Below are 17,092 nucleotides of genomic sequence, written 5' to 3'. Positions count from 1 at the left end.
CGACCACCGGGCCGGTCGGATACCCCCGGGCCGGATGAGCCCCTCCCGAAGCCCCTCCGTTCGCGCGCTCCGGTATTGCCCCGCCCACGATTCGCCCATAGGTTCGATGCCACGCTGGTCCGAAAAGCGGTCCGGCGGTATCAACGGCGTGGCTGACAGGAGTGACGATGAACGCCGAAGCGGGCTTCGAGCAGGGCGGAGAGCACGCACGCTTGGCGCGGCGGCGTGCCGCGGTGATGCCGTCCTGGCTGTCGGCCATGTACTCCGAGCCGATCGACATCGAGAGCGGATCCGGCAGACACGTGTGGGACGGCGAGGGAAACCGCTACCTCGACTTCTTCGGCGGCATCCTCACGACCATGACCGGTCACGCCGTGCCCGAGGTGACCAAGGCCGTGGCCGAGCAGGCGGGCAGGATCCTGCACTCCTCGACGCTGTACCTGAACCGGCCGATGGTGGACCTGGCGGAACGGATCGCCGAGTTGTCGGGCCTGGACGACCCCAGGGTCTTCTTCACCACCAGCGGCACCGAGGCCAACGACACCGCTCTGTTGCTGGCCACCGGTTACCGGGCCTCCAACCAGATCCTGGCGCTGCGCAACAGCTACCACGGCCGTTCGTTCGCCTCGCTGGCGGTGACCGGCAACCGGAGCTGGTCGCCGAGCAGCCTCTCACCGGTGCAGACCAGCTACGTCCACGGCACCCGAAGGCGCGGCACCATGCTGGAGGGGCTGAGCGACGAGGAGTTCACCGAGGCATGCGTGCGCGATCTGGAGGACACCCTCGATCAGCTGCACGGCAACGTGGCGTGCCTGATCGCCGAGCCGATCCAGGGCGTCGGTGGGTTCGCCGCGCCCCCGGACGGCCTGCTCGCGCGGTTCAGGGAAGTGCTGAACCGGCACGGCATCCTGTGGATCAGCGACGAGGTGCAGACCGGCTGGGGACGCACCGGCGAGCACTTCTGGGGCTGGCAGGCGCACGCCGCCAACGGCGCGCCGGACGTGGTCACCTTCGCCAAGGGGATCGGCAACGGTCTTCCGATAGCCGGGGTGGTGGCCCGGGGTGAGGTCATGGACAGCGTCGCCGCGAACTCGATCTCCACCTTCGGCGGCAGTCCGCTGACAGCCGCCGGCGCGCTGGCGAACCTCGACTACCACCAGCGCCACGACCTGCGGGAGAACGCGCGTCGGGTCGGTGCGGTGCTGCGCGACGAACTGCGGTCCGCCGAGTCCCTGAGCTCGGTTGCCGAGATCCGCGGCAAGGGGCTGATGCTCGGTGTCGAGCTGGCGCGAGCGGACGGAACCCCCGCCCCCGAGACCGCGGCCGCCGTCACCGAGCGGGCGCGGGAACGCGGGGTGCTGATAGGCAAAGGGGGACTGGAGGGAAACGTGCTGCGCATCGCCCCGCCGCTGAGCGTCACCGAGGAGGAGGCGACCGAAGGGGCTCGGGCGCTGGTCGAGGCGTTGCGCGCCGCGACGCCCGCCTCGTGACTCCCGAACGGGCGTAGCAGCGGCCACGGCCGCGCTCCCGCATCACCGGGCGCTAGGCTGGTTGCCAGTAGGGGTGGTTCGCTCCGGCGTGGCCGTCCCGAACCCCGTGACGCCCGGAGTCAGACATCGTGCCGGGTTTCCGGTCGAAATACCGCCACGATCGGTGACCCCGGCGTGGACAGGACCGAACGAGAAGGCCATTCGTTGACACGATCCCAGCAGCACCGATCCGGTGACCCCGCCGGACCGGCATCCCGCAGCAGTTCGCTGCTGTCCGAGTACCGCACTTTCGTGAACCGGGCGGTGCGCGAACCCTCCACCGTCGGTGCCGTCCTGCCGAGTTCTCCCGTGCTGGCCAGGGAGATGGCAGCCGTCGTGCCGAGCGTCGAACGGCCGGTCGTCGTCGAGCTGGGTCCCGGAACCGGCGCGCTCAGCGGTGCCATCGCCGAGCGCGTCCCCGAAGGGGGACGCCACGTCGCCGTCGAGGTCGACCCCGGTATGTGCGAGCACCTGCGCACCGAGGCGCCCTGGTTGGAGGTCCTGCAAGGGGACGCGATGCGGCTGGGCGAGTTGCTCGCCGAGCACGGGATCGAGTCGGCGGACGCCGTCGTCAGCGGGCTGCCCTGGTCGTTGTTCGCCGCCGAATCGCAGCGGCGGATCCTGCGCGAGATCGGTTCCGTACTGGCACCCGGCGGCGGATTCACCACCATCGCCTACGCGCACGCGCTGGGGATGTCGGGTGCCCGGCGATTCCGTGATCGGCTGGGAGCGGCGTTCGACGAGGTGATCACCTCGCGCACCGTCTGGCGCAACGTGCCGCCCGCCCGCGTCTACGTTTGCCGCAGGCCCGTGTCGCGTCGCTGAGATTCCGGGCTGAGCTTCCATTCGGCGGGGTGAGACACTCACATCCCGCGGATCCGGGGCCACAGCTCGGACCAGCTCAGCTCGGGCCCGGTGTAGAGGGTGACGGCGACACCGCGCGCGATGTTGACCACGTTGTGCTCGGTTCGCACGGTGTCCAGCTGCCGCCGGTCGCCGAAGTGGGGCGCGAGCGGGTGCTCGCTGCCGACGTAGAGCATCGCGTGCGCCGAGTCGGGCGGGGCCCCGAAGAACCAGTACCCCCGGTGCGGGCTGTAGACCCGGGGTATCCCGAGTTCCCGCCCGTGCACGTCCAGTGCCGCCGCGACCGGGTAGCTCTCCGCGACCACCACGGTGTCCTCGCGCAGTTCCGCGGGCAGCTCGCGGTAGGCCCTCGCGGTGGTTCGCGCCAGCGCTCGCCATCCCGTCTCGTACATCCTGCTGTAGCTGGGCAGCTCGGGGTGGGCGGCCAACAGCGGCAGGGGATAGATCGGCAGCAGCGCGATCGGCAGCAACGCCGACAGCGGATAGACCACCCACGGGACCCAACGGGCCCTGTTGTGCCCGCGTAGTTCGCGGTGGCGCCGCAGTCCCACCGCGCCCGCGGCGAACAGCAGCCCGAACGTTCCCGCCGGATAGTTCGGTCTGCCACTGGCCGCGAGGAAGAACAGCACCAGGCCCAGTACCGTCCACCCCAGGAACCGGTACTCGGCGAATTCGGGAGCTCGCAGCAGTTGCCACAGCCCGTAGCAGCACAGCGCCGCTCCCACCACGACGCCGGAGTAGAACAGCGCGTTCGGCACGAACAGCAGGCGCCGCGTCTCACCCGCCACCACCGCGCCCATGTCCAGGGCGGGCCATCCGTTCCGGTGCTGCCACAGCAGGGTAGGCACGGACGTGACCAGCACCGCTCCGGCGCCGAACCACACCGCCGGCCTGCGCAGCATCCGACGTGGCCCGACGGCGAGCACCGCCAGTAGGACCGCCACGCACAACAGGAGCACCTGGAACTTGGTCTGCACCCCCACGACCGCGACCGCCGTCGTGCCCCACAGCAGCCTGTCCCTGCGAAATCCGGCTCGGTGCCACCGGGTCCAGCGGATCAGCAACCACAGGATCAGACCCCACTCCAGCGGTGCCAGCGTGGCGGCGGCCAGCCAGTGGCCGCTGAGCAGCAGCCACGGTGAGATCGCGTAGGCAGCGGCCGCCAGGGTCTGTGCCCGGTGATCCCCACCGAGATCCCGGGCGATCAGGGCGGTGAGCACGATTCCGCCCGCGGTCACCAGGGCGGGGACGAACCGCAGCACGAGCAGTGAGTCCGGAGCCAGCGCGTCGGCCCACCGCGCCAACAACGGGACCAGCGGCTGCTGGTCCATGTATCCCCAGTCCAGGTAGTACTTGCCCGCGGCCAGGAAGTACAGCTCGTCCGAGAGGTAGCCGTAACGAGGGCTGAGCACCAGCAACAGGGCTGTGATCGTTCCCGCGAGCAGCAGTACCGGCACGCGTGCGAACGAGGTGGTCTCCATCGCCGCACGCGTGTTCGGGTTCCGCCGCTCGGCGGTGGACAGGGACGCGGACACCGAAACTCCTCCAAGCGAACTCGACCACGATCAGCCTAGGTCCCGCCCAGGCGGTGCGGGATCAAGTGCCCGAGTCCGGTCGCTCCCGGACAAGGCCGGACCGCGAGTACGGCGGAGTTCCAGCCGTCGGGCACCACCGCTGCTTTCGGGCGAACTCCCGCGTGCGCCCGGACAATGTCGTTGATGACCGGTGGGAATCGGACGAGCGGCAAGGAGCGTGGTTCCGGGCGCAGGGCGGAGCTGCTGTCCATGGCGGCCCGGATGTTCGCGACCCGCGGGGTAGCGGCCACTACGATGCGTGAGATCGCCGACGAGGCGGGGATACTGTCCGGCAGTCTCTACCACCACTTCGACTCGAAGGAGGCGATGGTCGACGAGATCCTGCGGGAGTATCTGAACGCGCAGCTGGAGCGATTCCGCCGAGTGGTCGACGCCGGCCACGACCCGCACACCACGGTGGGCGAGTTGATTCGCGAGGCGTTCGCGGCGTTGCACCGCCATCGGTGGGCGATGGCCGTCCTGCACAACGAGGCCGGATACCTCGCCGGGTTCGACAGGTTCGGCTACATCGACACCGCGAACCGCGACTTCGAGCGCATCTGGGTACGTGTGCTGCGGCAGGGCCAGCGGACGGGGGTGTTTCGCGCCGAGCTCAGTCCCCGGCTGGCGCACCGGTTCATCCGGGACTCCGTCTCCGCCGCCGTGCGCTGGTACAACCCCAGCGGCCGCATGAGCGTTCAAGGGATCGCGGAGCAGTACACTCGTATCTTCCGCGACGGCATGGTGGTATCCGGCCGAGATTGAATCGCGAGAACCGAGCCAGGGGTCTCGCCTCCACCACGTGATCCGTGCCGCGCGAGGACACACCGGCTTCCCCGAACCGGTGGGGACGCCCGAGCGTCGTGGTCGCGGGTGTTGTGGCTGCCGCCCGGTGACGGCGGAAAAGTCCCGCCATTCGATATGGTGGAAATCACATCTCTTTTTTCGGTCGAGTAATGGGAAATCGCGTCGCCGATCAGGTGTCGTCCGGAATGGGCGTCCGCTGTTTCGAATGCACGGGCGGAACGGGTCATCCGCCACCGGGCCGGCATCCGCTCGCGTGATCGGGCTCGAGGTGCACGACGGCACCGTGCCGAGCCGTTCGTGCCGTGCTCACGGATCCGACGTGCGGATCGGGACACACGTGCCGCCGGAACGCGGAACCGCTGCCGTGGGGCTGGTTGTGGGATGCGCAGTGGTGATGCCGTGCTCACGGTCGGCGCGCCGGAGGCGCGCCACCCATACCCACTTCGCTCGACCGTCGCCGAGCGGGTGCTCGCCACGTGCTCCGAGCCAGTCGTGGCGGTTTTCACTGTCGTGGGAGGTGTTCGAATCGGTCACGTCGATTCTCGTTTCCGTCGTCGACCGCGCCTCCTCCCGTGCCGTGCGGAACGGGGTTTCCCGGAAAACGGAATGCGATGACTGCCGAGTTCGTTGTGCCACGAGTATGCTGCGGACGGGTTGCGACTTGATCGCCGGACGCGGCTCAGGGTACGAACAGCGGCGGTGGACGAGTCGCCCATTCCGCGATGGGGGCTTCCTCGCACGGTGAAAGGGAACTGGTCAAGTGGTGGCGACGAACGGGCAACAACCCGCTGAGCGAGCGGGAGCCGGGGCTGACGAACAGCAGCCGGACACGCAGCGCAAGGTGAACCGCGTCGTGATCCGGTTCGCCGGGGACTCCGGCGACGGTATGCAGTTGACCGGCGACCGTTTCACCTCGGAAGCCGCCGCGTTCGGCAACGACCTGGCGACCCTGCCGAACTACCCGGCCGAGATCAGGGCCCCCGCGGGAACCCTCCCCGGAGTCTCGAGCTTTCAACTCCACTTCGCCGACTACGACATTCTCACACCCGGTGACCGGCCGGACGTGCTGGTGGCGATGAACCCGGCCGCGCTCAAGGCCAATCTCGGCGATCTTCCGCACGGCGCGACCGTGGTGGTCAACACCGACGAGTTCACCAAGCGCAACCTGAAGAAGGTGGGCTACGAGCAGTCTCCGCTGGAGACCGGTGAGCTCGACCGGTTCACGCTGCACCGGGTGGCGATGAGCGAGCTGACCAAGGGAGCGGTGGCCGAGACGGGGCTGACCCGCAAGGAGGCGGAGCGCTGCAAGAACATGTTCGCGCTCGGGCTGCTGTCGTGGATGTATCACCGTCCCACCGAGAACACCGAGCGCTTCCTGCGTGAGAAGTTCTCCGGCAAACCACAGGTGGCCGAGGCGAATCTGCTCGCGTTCCGGGCGGGATGGAACTACGGGGAGACCACCGAGTCGTTCGCGGTGACCTACGAGGTTCAGCCCGCCAGCCTGCCCGAGGGGACCTATCGGCAGGTCACCGGCAACCTCGCGCTGTCCTACGGTCTCGTGGCGGCCGGGCAGCGCAGCGAACTCCCGGTGTTTTTGGGCAGTTATCCGATCACGCCCGCCTCCGACGTGCTGCACGAGATGGCCAAGCACAAGAACTTCGGTGTGACGACCTTCCAGGCCGAGGACGAGATCGCGGGTGTGGGGGCCGCGTTGGGGGCCGCCTTCGGTGGTTCGCTCGGCGTGACCACCACCTCCGGGCCGGGGCTGGCGCTGAAGTCGGAGACGATCGGACTGGCGGTGGCCCTGGAGCTGCCGATGCTGATCTGCGACATCCAGCGTGGCGGGCCGTCGACCGGGCTGCCCACCAAGACCGAACAGGCCGACCTGCTGCAGGCGCTGTACGGCCGCAACGGGGAGTCCCCGGTACCGGTGCTGGCGCCACGTTCACCGGCGGACTGCTTCGACATCGCCATCGACGCCGCACGGATCGCGTTGACCTACCGCACCCCTGTGCTGCTGCTGTCGGACGGGGCCACGGCCAACGGCTCCGAACCCTGGATGATCCCCGAGGTGGCGGACCTTCCCGACCTGCGGGTCGACTTCGCGACCGAGACGAACGCAACCGACGGTTCCGAGGAGTTCTGGCCGTATCTGCGTGACCCGCGGACCCTCGCCCGACAGTGGGCGATTCCCGGTACGGCCGGTCTGGAGCACCGCGTCGGCGGGTTGGAGAAGCTGGACGGTAAGGGCAGCATCTCCTACGACCCGGACAATCACGACGCGATGGTGCGGCTGCGGCAACGCAGGATCGACGGCATCGAGGTGGACGATGTCGAGGTGGATGATCCCGGCGCCGACGCGCGAGTGCTGGTGCTGGGATGGGGTTCGTCCTACGGGCCGATCGGCGCGGCCTGCCGCAGGCTGCGAGCGCGCGGAATGTCGATCGCGCAGACACACCTGCGCCATCTCAACCCCATGCCGGGCAACCTCGGCGAGATACTCCGGCGTTACGAGCGAGTCGTGGTACCGGAGATGAACATGGGGCAGTTGGCGATGTTGCTGCGATCGCGGTACCTGGTGGACGCTCAGTCCTACACCAAAGTGGCGGGCTTGCCGTTCCAGGCCGAGGAGTTGGAAAACGTGCTGTCCGATGTGGTTCAGGGAGTCGAGCTGTGACGACGAATCTGGGACTGCCCACGATGGGTGGCCTGGCCGAGGTGCCCACCACCGACGAGGAGTACTCCGCCAAGGACTTCACCAGTGACCAGGAGGTCCGCTGGTGCCCCGGCTGTGGTGACTACGCGGTGCTGGCGGCGGTGCGCGGCTTTTTGCCCGAGCTGGGCATCAAGCGGGAGAACACCGTGTTCGTGTCCGGTATCGGCTGCTCCGCCCGCTTCCCGTACTACATGAACACCTACGGGATGCACTCGATCCACGGCAGGGCACCGACGATCGCCACCGGGCTGGCGACCACGCGGCCGGATCTGTCGGTGTGGGTGGTCACCGGCGACGGCGACGGCCTGTCCATCGGTGGTAACCACCTGATCCACGCGCTGCGGCGCAACGTCAACATCACCGTGTTGTTGTTCAACAACCGGATCTACGGGTTGACCAAGGGGCAGTACTCACCCACCTCGGACCAGGGCACGGTCACCAAGTCCACCCCGGTCGGTTCGGTGGACACCCCGTTCAACCCGGTGTCGTTGGCGCTGGGAGCCGAGGCCGGGTTCGTGGCCCGCACCCTGGACTCCGACCGCGCACACCTGACCGAGACCCTGCGGGCAGCGGCGGCCCACCGCGGTTCCTCGCTGGTGGAGATCTACCAGAACTGCCCGATCTTCAACGACGGCGCGTTCGACGTGCTCAAGGACAAGGACGAAAAGCAGCGCAGGCTGATCCAGCTGCGTCACGGTGAGCCCGTCACGTTCGGTCCCGAGGACGAGAGGTTCGGGGTGGTCCGTGACGAGCGGGGCGAACTGCGGGTGGCCAAGCTCGACGAGATCGACGAGCGCGACCTCGTGATCCACGACGCGCACCGCGAGGACACCGGTCACGCCTTCGCGCTGTCCCGGCTCGGCGGGCAGGACCTCGATCCGACGGTCACCGGTGTCTTCCGCGCCGTCGACCGTCCCACCTACGACGACCAGGCCAGGCAGCAGCTCGACGACGCGGCCCGGCAGCGTCCCGCCGACCTGCAGCGGCTGCTCACCGGCCGCGACACCTGGACAATCTGAGGTAGGCGCGATACCCGCCTTGACGGATCCGTCGGGGCGGGTCGCCGGTTACCGTCGACCCCGCACGAGTGCCCGTCGCGGGGGAGGACGATGATCGGCTCGGAAACGACAGGCACTGCTCAGCGGTTGTCGGGTGACATGCCGCCGGTGCTGATGTATCACTCCGTGCAGGAGTACACGACTGACCCTTACCGGGTGACGGTTCGCCCCGAGCGTTTCCTGCGGCAGTTGCGTTGGCTCCGCCTGCGCGGCTGGACCGGGGTGGGGGTGGGGCAGCTGCTCCGCGCGCACCGGCAGGGACTCGCGCGTGGGCTCATCGGGCTCACCTTCGACGACGGCTATGCCGACTTCGACACCACCGTGGTGGGCGCGCTGCGTGAACACGGTTTCACCGCGACCGTGTTCGTGCTCGCCCGACGGATCGACGGGCACAACGCGTGGGACGGGGACGGTCCACGCAAGTCCCTGCTGAGCGCCGAGCAGATCCACCGCGCCGCCGAACTGGGGATGGAGATCGGCTCGCACGGTCTGCTGCACCGCCCGCTGTCCACGCTCTCCCGTGCCGAGATGGCCGAGGAGGTGCACCGCAGCCGTTCCGAGCTCACGGAGTTACTGCATCACCCGATCGAGGGTTTCTGCTATCCCTACGGTGACCTCGACCGGAACACGATGCGCGAGGTCCACGAGGCCGGTTACGCCTACGCCTGCGCCGTTCGGCCGGGTTCGCTCGCCTGTGGATTCGCCATACCACGAATCCACGTCGGTGACCGTGACAACGGGCCGCGGCTGGAGGCCAAGCGGTGGCGCGCCCGGTTGCGCCCGAGCCGTTGACGGCGAGTCCGGTGCGGCGTCCCGTCGAGTGGTGGAGGAGTCCCCTCCTGCCGGGAGGGTAGACGCTTTTCCCCACTGCGGAGGAGGAACGCGGGGTCCTGCCGATGGCATGGTCGAACGGCATCGGCAGTGATACGGCACCGTCGATCCTGGGAGGAATCGTGGGGGAACTTCCGCTCTCGCTGGCGGTCAACGGCCGGGAGTACGAATTCAACGATCGGTTGGTGACTCATTCGCCGCTCGGGGACGGCGAAGACGGACTCGCCGGTTCCGCTCCCGCCAGGGTGGCGGTGGTGGGATTGGGCTACGTGGGTCTGCCGACCGTCGTGGAGTTCCACTCCAAACGAATCGACGTGATCGGAGTGGACACCAGCGGTGAGCGGTTGCGCACCATACTGGACGGCGACGTCGAGTTGGCCGAATCCGACCGGGAGGCGCTGCGGCACGCGCTCGGTACCGGAGGGATCCGACTCACCTCCGACAGCGGAGCCATCGCCGAGGCGGAGGCGATAGTCATATGCGTTCCCACGCCGGTACGTGAGGACGGCACTCCCGAGCTGGCCGCGCTGCGGGCGGCCTGTACCGAGGTGGCATCGCACGCCCGTCCGGGCCAAACCCTGATCCTGACCTCCACGACTTATGTGGGCACCACGCGTGAGCTGCTGGTCGAATCCCTCCGGCGACGTGGGTTGCTGCCGGGCAGGGACGTCCACGTGGCGTTCAGCGCCGAACGGATCGATCCGGGAAATCCGGACCACCGGCAGCAGGACACGCCGCGTGTCGTGGGTGGGGTCACCGAGAGCTGTTCGGTGCGGGCGGCTGACGTGATCAACCAGGTGACCGACTCGGTGTTCCTGGTCAGTTCCCCGGAAGCCGCCGAGCTGACCAAGTTGTACGAGAACATATTCCGCGCGGTCACGCTGGCGTTGGCCAACGAGTTCGCCGAGGTGTGCCGGAACCTCGAGCTGGATCCCATCGAGGTCACCCTGGCCGCGGGCACCAAACCCTACGGGTTTCTGGGTGGGTTCCCCGGCCCCGGTGTGGGGGGCCACTGCATTCCCTGCGACCCCTACTACCTGCTGTGGCAGCTGCGCTCCCAGGGAGTGTCCGCTCCGTTGCTGGAGCAGGTGATGCGTGTGATCCGTGACCGTCCGCAACAGGTGGTGGCGCGGGTCACCGAACTGCTCGACGAGGCCGGGCTCACCCCGGAGAGGGCGCGCGTTCTGCTGGTAGGGGTCAGCTACAAGGCCGGCGTGGCCGACTTGCGGGAGTCGCCCGCACTGCCCATTCTGTCCGGGCTCGCGGAACTGGGGGCCGAGATCGGTTACTACGATCCGTTGGTTCCGCGAGTCCGACTCTCCGAGAGCACCGAGCTGGCCAGCGAGCTCAGCCCCGCCGACGGACATTGGGATCTCGTGCTGGTGCACACGCCCCATCCGGAGTTCGACTACCGCTGGGTCGGCCGCTTCCCGCTGGTGCTCGACGCCACCTACCGGTTCGACCACGCGCCGCATCGCAGGCTCGTGTGAGGAGGTGTGCCGTGCCCGGTTCACGAAACACACCGTCGCCCGCCGCGGGGGCGTTCGACACCGCCACACCAGTGGTGGTGCTCAAACTGGACGACAACCCGCTGCACCACGGTGGTCTGGGGATCATCCGCGGTCTGGGCAGGCTGGGAGTGCCGGTCTACGGGGTCTGCGAGGATCCGCTCGTTCCCACCGCTCACTCCCGTTACCTGCACGGCCACTGGCGATGGCGTGCCGGGGAGGGCACCGAACTCGACGTCGTGGACGGGCTGGCACGGATCGTCGAACGCCTCGGACGGCCCACGGTGGTGTTGCCGACCGACGACGCCGGGGCCATCCTGCTGGCCGAACACGCGGCCGGACTGCACCCGTGGTTGTTGTTCCCCCGCCCTCCCACCGACCTGCCGCGGAAACTGGCGGGCAAGGATTCGCTGTACCGGCTCTGCCGGGATCACGGAGTTCCCGCTCCCCGAACCGAGACGGTCACCACCTGGCCGAGAGCCCGTGCGTTCGCGGCCTCGGTCGGTTATCCACTGATCGCCAAGCTGGCCAGTCCCTGGCGCCGCGACGGCCACCGCCTTCCCAGTACAAGCGTGGTACGCACCCCGAATCAACTCGCGGAACTGCACCGCGCCGCGGGGCAGCCGATCGTGTTGCAGGAGTTCCTGCCCCACGCGACGACGCCGGGACGTGGCCAGGACTGGTTCCTCCACGGTTATCTGGGTGACGATCCGGCACAGAGCCCGGTGTGCACCGGGGTCAAGGAACGCTCCTATCCCGCGGCGGCGGGACTGACCAGTTTCGGTCGCTGGGTGACCAACCACGAGCTCGGGCGACAAGCCGTCGAGCTGCTGCGCCGAACCGGCTTCCGCGGTCTCGTGGACATGGACTGGCGTTGGGATCCCAGGGACGGCCACTACAAACTGCTCGACTGCAACCCCAGGCTGGGCGCTCAGTTCCGACTCTTCAGCGACCGGGCCGGGCTGGACCTCGCGGTGACGGCCTATCTGGACCTGACCGGACAGCGTGTTCCACGCATAGCGCACGGTCCCGAGCGTCGTTTCGTGGTGGAGAACTACGACCCGCTGGCGGCGTTCGGAGGGTGGCGCGGCGGTCGCCTCGGTCTCCGGGAGTGGATCACCTCGCTGCGTGGCACCGAGGAAACCGCCTGGTTCGCACGGGACGACCTCGCTCCGTTCGGGCTGATGTGTCTGCGGATGGGATGGCGAGCGCTGTCGCGTCGGATTCCGGTGTCGCGTCGGCCGCAACGGGCGCGCGCACCCGAGTTCCGTTTCGGACGAGCGGGGGCCCGTCGGGGCTCGCCCACGGTGAACGAGTCGACCGAGTCCAGTACTTCAGTTCCGAGTTGAGGGGGTACAGCGATGAACGAAACAGTCGACGTCGCCATTGTCGGAGCAGGTCCCTACGGCCTGTCGTTGGCGGCCCACCTGCGAACCGCCGGAGTGAGCCACAGACAGTTCGGAGTTCCGCTCAACCTCTGGCGTACCGCCATGCCTCGGGGGATGTACCTCAAATCGCAGGGATTCGCCTCCAACCTCTCCGATCCCCATGCCAGCCACACACTCGAAAAGTTCTGCCGCGAGACCGGACGGGCCTACGCCGATATCGGAATCCCGGTTTCGCTGGAGACCTTTCTGGAATACGGTGCGTGGTTCGAGCGCCACCACGCTCCCGACGTGGAGCAGGTGCTGGTCGAGGACGTTCGTAGCGCCGGGGACCATTACGAACTGGAGCTGACCGACGGCAGGAGCGCGACCGCCCGAAACGTCGTGATAGCCACCGGCGTCGAGCACTTCACCCGGGTTCCCGACGTGCTCGCCCAGCTACCCGCCCACCTGGCCTCCCACAGCAGTGCTCACGTGGATCTCGGGGTCTTCCGGGACCGCGAGGTGGCCGTTGTCGGTTCCGGACAGTCCGCGCTGGAGACCGCCGCGCTGTTGCGGGAGTCCGGTGCTTCGGTCCGGATCATCGCCCGAGCCAGTGACATCGTGTGGAACGGTCTACCACCCACCGACGACAAATCACTGCGCCGCAGAATCCGCGAGCCCGAAGCGGGACTCGGTTCGGGCTGGGCGACCTGGTTCTATTCCGAACACCCCGACCTGTTCCGCAGGCTGCCGGTGAGTACTCGGGTGCGGCTCGCCCGCACCGCGATGGGGCCCGCCGGCGCTTGGTGGTTGCGGGAACGCGTGGACGGCCGCATCCCGATGCTGCTGGACCGCCAGTTGGACTGGGCCGATCCCACCGGGGACCGGCTGAGGCTGGGATTGCGCCGAGGCGGCGAGACCACCACGCTCACGCTGGATCACATCATCAGTGCCACCGGCTATCGACCCGACCTCGGGCGGTTGCCCTTCATCAGCCCCGAGCTGCGCGGCAGGGTGGGAACGCTGGACCGGGCGCCGCGTGTCGATCCCGGATACCAGTCCACAGTGCCGGGACTGTACTTCATCGGACCCGCCGTCACTCCGACGTTCGGTCCGGTGATGCGGTTCGTCTACGGTGCCGATCACGCCGCTCGCGCCGTCACCGGCCGGATCTCGCCCGCCAGGGAGCGCCGCGCGTTCGCCCTGCCGGGGGTGGGTAGATGAATTGGCAACCGGTGCGCGATCGGCACCGGGCGGTGCCCGCTCCACGAGCGGCGGGACCGGGGGAGACGCGGCGACCCGGTGAGTCGGAGGGACTCACCGGGACCCTCGGGACCGACTCGCCGCTGCCCGCGAGCTGGACGCCCTCGCTGCTACCGCGGCTGTTTCCGGCGGTCGATCTGCTCGTGCTCGGTGCGGTGGCGATCGTGCTGCGACTGCCGGGACCCGCGGCGTTGCTCTACGTACCCGCGGTGCTGCTGTCGCTGGCCGTTCGGGGGACGCAACGTCTCCCACTGCGTAGCAGGATCTCCGACGACGCCGGAAGCCTGCTGACCGCCGCCGGTCTGCCGCTGCTGGTGTTGTTCGCCTGGTTACCGGTATCCCGTGTGCTGCTGCTGGGAGCCTGCTCCGCCACGGCGCTGCTGTTCGGCAGGTCGGTCGCCGTGTTCGTGCTCCGTAGTGCCCGCAGTCGGGGAAGGCTGCTCGAATCCGTGGTGATCGTCGGACGTAACGAGGTCGCGACCGAGCTGGCCCACGCCATGACGCGGCGCAGTGAACTCGGCCTGCGGTTCGTCGGGTTTCTCGATCACCCCGACGCGGCGGAGGAGGTGGGGCGGGACGTACTGGCCCGCCCGGAAGAGCTGACCGAGGTCGTTCGACGCCACCGCGTCACCCGGGTGGTGCTGTGCTGCACCGACGAGCGGAGCCCCGAGATCACCGGTGTGGTGCGTCGGTGCCGGAGTTCGACGCTGGACATCTGCGTGCTTCCCCGGATGCCCGGGCTGGGGCTGGCCGCATCACGGGCGTCGCTGGACGAGGTGTGGGGGATACCGCTGCTGCCGCTCCGCCGCGGCGCACACGCCCCCGGCGGGGGCTTCGCCAAACGAACCCTCGATCTGCTGCTCGCCCCGGTGCTGTCGCTGTTGACGCTGCCGGTACTGCTGCTGCTGAGCATCGCCGTGCGTTGCCGGAACCCCGCGGCGTTCTTCCGGCAGGAGCGGATCACCGCCGCCGGAGCTCTTACCCGCGTCACCAAACTCCGCACCGTCAACGCGACCGGTCATACGGAGTGGACACCGACACCGGGGCAGTGCGGAAAGCTGGGTGGCTGGCTGCGCGGCAATCATCTCGACGAGTTACCGCAGCTCTGGAACGTACTACGGGGTGGTATGTCCCTGGTCGGGCCACGTCCCGAGCGGCCGTACTACGCGATGCGCTTCGCGGCGGCGATACCGAGCTACTCCGACCGGCATCGCGTCGTGGGAGGGATCACCGGCTGGGCACAGGTACACGGGTTGCACGGTGACACCTCGATCGTCGAGCGGGCCCGTTTCGACAACCAGTACATCGAGTACTGGTCACTTTGGTTGGACCTGGTGATTCTCGTGCGCACGGCCGGAGTCGTGCTCACGGGACTCATCGGGTCGCGCCACAACCGGCAGAGGGGGCAATAGTGCGAGTCCTACACGTGATCACCGGACTGGGGATCGGCGGAGCCGAACTGCAGGTTTACGAGCTGGTACGCCGTAGCGGACACGAATGCGAGGTCGTGACCCTGTACAACGCGGGCGAGGTCGCGAACATGATCTCCGGAGCCGGGATTCCGGTGCACGATCTCGGCATGACCAGCAACACCGAGCTGGGCGCGTTGTTCCGGCTCCGCTCCCTGATGCGTTCCGGCGGGTTCGACGCCGTGCACACGCATCTCTACCGCTCCTGCGTCTACGGTCGGACAGCGGCGCGACTCGCGGGCGTTCCCGTGGTCGTCGCCAGCGAGCACTCCATCGGCGAAACCCACCTCGAGCGCAGACGCATGAGCGCGGGTGTGCGGCTGCTCTACCTGGGCAGCGATCTGTTCTCCGACACCACCATAGCGGTGTCGGACACCGTGGCAGCCCGGTTGCGTCGGTGGGGTCTGCCCGCGCGCAAGGTGCGTGTCATTCCGAACGGCGTCGACTTCGACAGGGTCGCCTTCGATCCGGACGCCCGTGCACGCACCAGGAACGAACTCGGACTCTCCGAGCGACACCGGGTGGTCGGAGTGCTCGGCAGGCTCGACCCGAACAAACGGTTCGACCTGCTCATAGAGTCCGCCACTCCGTTGCTGGACGAGGACACCAGGCTGTTGCTGGTGGGCGACGGTCCGGACCGGCAACGGCTGGAGGAACTCGCGGAAGCCAACGGGGTCTCCGACAAGGTGATCTTCGCGGGCAAGCGAAGTGACGTGGCGTCCGTGCTGTCGGCGCTGGACCTCTTCGTCGCCTGCTCCAAGCAGGAGACGTTCGGGCTGTCGGTGCTGGAGGCGCTGGCCAACGGGCTCGTGGTGCTCTACACCACCTGCCCGGCACTGGACGGGGTCAGCACCGACCGCGCGATCGAGGTGGCGGGCGAGGTCAAGGAGCTGCGGTCCGCGCTGCGTGCGGAGCTGTCGGCAGCTCGGCCACGCACCCAGGTTCCCGAGTTGCGGGAGCTGTACGGGATGGACGCCGTGACCGAGCGGATCGATCAGCTCTACGACGAGCTGCTGAGCGGTCGTCGTGACGGACGGCGTGTTCGGCAGCAGGGCACCGTCGGTGATCCCGCGAGTTCGGGGGTGAACCCATGAGGGCACTCGTCACCGGGGCCGCGGGTTTCGTGGGATCACACCTGGTTCGGTATCTGCTCGCGGCGGGACACACGGTCGTCGCGCTGGACGACGGCAGCACCGGGGACTGGGACAATCTCGCCGGGGTGGCCGAGCACGAACGGCTGTGCCCGGTTCCGGGCAGCGTTGTGGACGGGGACACCGTGGAGCGGGCCACGGCCGGCTGTGACGTGGTGTTCCACCTGGCCGCCGCTGTCGGGGCATTCGTCATCCGAGACCGCACGTTGGAAAGCCTGCTCACCAACATCCACGGCACGCACCGCGTGCTGGAGGCGGCCCACCGGCACGGCAGCCGGGTGCTGATCGCCTCCACCAGCGAGATCTACGGCAAGAACGACAAGATCGGCCTCACCGAGGACGACGACAGGATAGTCGGTTCGCCGTTGAAGTCGCGGTGGTCCTATTCGGAGGCCAAGGCCGTCGACGAGAGCATGACCAGGTCCTTCGTGGACGAACAGGGGTTGTGGGCGGTCATCGTGCGTCTGTTCAACACCGTCGGGCCCGGACAGAGCGGGCGCTACGGCATGGTGCTACCCCGTTTCGTGTCGATGGCGCTTCGCGGGCACCCGCTCACGGTGTTCGGGAGCGGCGAGCAGATCCGCTGCTTCTGCCATGTGGACGACGTGGTTCCCGCTCTGGTCTCGCTGGTGCACAGTGACTCGGCACGTGGTCGTGCGGTCAACCTCGGCAGCACCGAGCAGGTGTCGATCGAGGAACTCGCACACCGGGTGATAGCCACCACCGGCTCCCCGAGCGATATCGTGCACAGCTCCTACGAGGCCGTGTACGGCTCCGGCTACGAGGACATGTCGCGGCGTGTGCCCGACTGTTCGCTGGCGCGGGAGTTGGTCGGTTTCCGGCCCGCTCACGATCTGGATTCGATCATCAGATCGGTCGTCGACGAGCACACCCGCATCGGGGAGGGCGTCACTGTCAGGTCGGGTCGTGTTGACACCGGCTGACGCGCGGTTGG

General features: G+C 68.3%; 13 protein-coding genes. 12 read left to right on the top strand and 1 reads right to left on the bottom strand.

The features are described 5' to 3' along the window. Nucleotides 1-167 precede the first annotated feature (167 nt). Nucleotides 168-1,490 (top strand): aspartate aminotransferase family protein, encoded by a 1,323-nt coding sequence (locus tag BM394_RS10550; RefSeq protein ID WP_092977297.1) that lies wholly within the window; start codon nt 168-170, stop codon nt 1,488-1,490. A gap of 303 nt (nt 1,491-1,793) precedes the next feature. Continuing rightward, the gene (locus tag BM394_RS10545) at nt 1,794-2,354 is read left to right on the top strand and encodes a methyltransferase domain-containing protein (protein WP_092977773.1); all 561 of its coding nucleotides are present in this window, start codon (nt 1,794-1,796) and stop codon (nt 2,352-2,354) included. 38 nt (nt 2,355-2,392) lie between these two features. Here the strand turns inward: BM394_RS10545 and BM394_RS10540 are convergent, their stop codons facing one another. Continuing rightward, a complete protein-coding gene (locus tag BM394_RS10540) occupies nt 2,393-3,928 on the bottom strand; it encodes an ArnT family glycosyltransferase (RefSeq protein WP_245780100.1) in 1,536 nt (511 codons plus the stop codon). 183 nt (nt 3,929-4,111) lie between these two features. Between BM394_RS10540 and BM394_RS10535 the strand changes: the two genes are divergently transcribed. From BM394_RS10535 to BM394_RS10485, 10 genes are all read left to right on the top strand, one after another. Beyond that, on the top strand, nt 4,112-4,732 hold the full coding sequence (locus BM394_RS10535) for a TetR/AcrR family transcriptional regulator (protein WP_092977768.1): 621 nt from the start codon (nt 4,112-4,114) through the stop codon (nt 4,730-4,732). An 802-nt stretch (nt 4,733-5,534) separates the two neighbouring features. Continuing rightward, on the top strand, nt 5,535-7,451 hold the full coding sequence (locus tag BM394_RS10525) for a 2-oxoacid:acceptor oxidoreductase subunit alpha (RefSeq protein ID WP_092977293.1): 1,917 nt from the start codon (nt 5,535-5,537) through the stop codon (nt 7,449-7,451). A gap of 23 nt (nt 7,452-7,474) precedes the next feature. Continuing rightward, complete coding sequence (locus tag BM394_RS10520) at nt 7,475-8,509, top strand: thiamine pyrophosphate-dependent enzyme (protein WP_092977766.1); 1,035 nt, start codon at nt 7,475-7,477, stop codon at nt 8,507-8,509. A gap of 90 nt (nt 8,510-8,599) precedes the next feature. Beyond that, complete coding sequence (locus BM394_RS10515; protein ID WP_217643442.1) at nt 8,600-9,340, top strand: polysaccharide deacetylase family protein; 741 nt, start codon at nt 8,600-8,602, stop codon at nt 9,338-9,340. Nucleotides 9,341-9,444: 104 nt separating this feature from the next. After that, nucleotides 9,445-10,869, top strand: a complete 1,425-nt coding sequence (locus tag BM394_RS10510; protein WP_175530053.1) for a nucleotide sugar dehydrogenase — start codon at nt 9,445-9,447, stop codon at nt 10,867-10,869. A gap of 11 nt (nt 10,870-10,880) precedes the next feature. Then, on the top strand, nt 10,881-12,236 hold the full coding sequence (locus tag BM394_RS10505) for a carboxylate--amine ligase (RefSeq protein WP_217643441.1): 1,356 nt from the start codon (nt 10,881-10,883) through the stop codon (nt 12,234-12,236). Nucleotides 12,237-12,248: 12 nt separating this feature from the next. Then, the gene (locus tag BM394_RS10500; RefSeq protein WP_092977291.1) at nt 12,249-13,478 is read left to right on the top strand and encodes an NAD(P)-binding domain-containing protein; all 1,230 of its coding nucleotides are present in this window, start codon (nt 12,249-12,251) and stop codon (nt 13,476-13,478) included. Then, the gene (locus BM394_RS10495; protein ID WP_092977289.1) at nt 13,475-14,929 is read left to right on the top strand and encodes a sugar transferase; all 1,455 of its coding nucleotides are present in this window, start codon (nt 13,475-13,477) and stop codon (nt 14,927-14,929) included. Before BM394_RS10500 ends, BM394_RS10495 begins: the two co-directional genes overlap by 4 nt. After that, nucleotides 14,929-16,080, top strand: coding sequence for a glycosyltransferase (locus tag BM394_RS10490; RefSeq protein WP_245780099.1), 1,152 nt, complete (start codon nt 14,929-14,931; stop codon nt 16,078-16,080). Before BM394_RS10495 ends, BM394_RS10490 begins: the two co-directional genes overlap by 1 nt. Continuing rightward, nucleotides 16,077-17,081, top strand: a complete 1,005-nt coding sequence (locus BM394_RS10485) for an NAD-dependent epimerase/dehydratase family protein (protein ID WP_092977285.1) — start codon at nt 16,077-16,079, stop codon at nt 17,079-17,081. The genes BM394_RS10490 and BM394_RS10485 overlap by 4 nt, the downstream gene beginning before the upstream one ends. The last annotated feature ends 11 nt before the right edge of the window (nt 17,082-17,092 follow it).

This window comes from Actinopolyspora lacussalsi subsp. righensis, assembly GCF_900116555.1.
Taxonomy (GTDB): Bacteria; Actinomycetota; Actinomycetes; order Mycobacteriales; family Pseudonocardiaceae; genus Actinopolyspora; species Actinopolyspora lacussalsi.
This window is presented reverse-complemented; position numbering and strand designations above follow the sequence as displayed.

Excerpts from the sequence above, each read along its gene's own strand:
- BM394_RS10550 (WP_092977297.1), top strand. The coding sequence starts at position 168 with ATGAACGCCGAAGCGGGCTTCGAGCAGGGCGGAGAGCACGCACGCTTG.
- BM394_RS10515 (WP_217643442.1), top strand. The coding sequence starts at position 8,600 with ATGATCGGCTCGGAAACGACAGGCACTGCTCAGCGGTTGTCGGGTGAC.
- BM394_RS10485 (WP_092977285.1), top strand. The coding sequence starts at position 16,077 with ATGAGGGCACTCGTCACCGGGGCCGCGGGTTTCGTGGGATCACACCTG.
- BM394_RS10535 (WP_092977768.1), top strand. The coding sequence starts at position 4,112 with ATGACCGGTGGGAATCGGACGAGCGGCAAGGAGCGTGGTTCCGGGCGC.
- BM394_RS10500 (WP_092977291.1), top strand. The coding sequence starts at position 12,249 with ATGAACGAAACAGTCGACGTCGCCATTGTCGGAGCAGGTCCCTACGGC.
- BM394_RS10510 (WP_175530053.1), top strand. The coding sequence starts at position 9,445 with ATGGCATGGTCGAACGGCATCGGCAGTGATACGGCACCGTCGATCCTG.
- BM394_RS10520 (WP_092977766.1), top strand. The coding sequence starts at position 7,475 with ATGGGTGGCCTGGCCGAGGTGCCCACCACCGACGAGGAGTACTCCGCC.
- BM394_RS10495 (WP_092977289.1), top strand. The coding sequence starts at position 13,475 with ATGAATTGGCAACCGGTGCGCGATCGGCACCGGGCGGTGCCCGCTCCA.